This is a genomic window from Streptomyces milbemycinicus, from assembly GCF_002154605.1.
Taxonomy (GTDB): Bacteria; Actinomycetota; Actinomycetes; order Streptomycetales; family Streptomycetaceae; genus Streptomyces; species Streptomyces milbemycinicus.
The window spans coordinates 1-533 of record NZ_MUNE01000822.1; the positions used below are offsets into that span (position 1 = coordinate 1).

The window sequence follows — 533 nt, forward strand, 5'->3', positions numbered from 1 at the left end:
CCACCCATCCCCACACCCGAACCAGAACCCGAACCCGAACTCGAACTCGAAACGCCGCGACGGGAACCGGCCCCCACCCTCCGCTCCGTCCCGGTGACCCAACTCGAGGCCATCCGCCGAGACGACCACCTCCTCGTCCTCTGGGCCTGGCCCGACTCCGCCCTCACCGCTCGCGTCCGCTGGCGCCGCGAGGACGTGACCACGGCCGGCGACGGCCCTCGCGACGGCGACATCCGCTGTCAGCGCCGGGTCTACGAACACGACGGCGGCCTGGACCTCCCCGTCGGCCGAGGCGCGGTCACGCTCACCGTCGAGGCCCTGGTCCCCGACCCCGCCGTCGACACCGAGGGCGCCGCCTCCCTGCGCATCCCGGCCGAGCCCCCCATCGTCGAGTACGAGCCCTCCTTGCGCCGCCGCCTCACCGGCGCCCGCGTCGCGACCGTCACCTTCACCGCCCGGACCGGCTGCGACCTCCCCGCCCTCCGGATAGTCCACGGCCTCGGCCGCTACCGCCCCACCAGCACGGCCGAGGG

The 533-nt window shown here is 75.0% G+C and carries 1 protein-coding gene; it reads left to right on the forward strand.

The genetic code is table 11. From position 1 onward, the window contains the following. Positions 1 to 93: 93 nt before the first annotated feature. Positions 94 to 533: hypothetical protein (locus CCN51_RS47000; protein ID WP_143676125.1), on the forward strand; the 440-nt coding region annotated here is incomplete at its 3' end.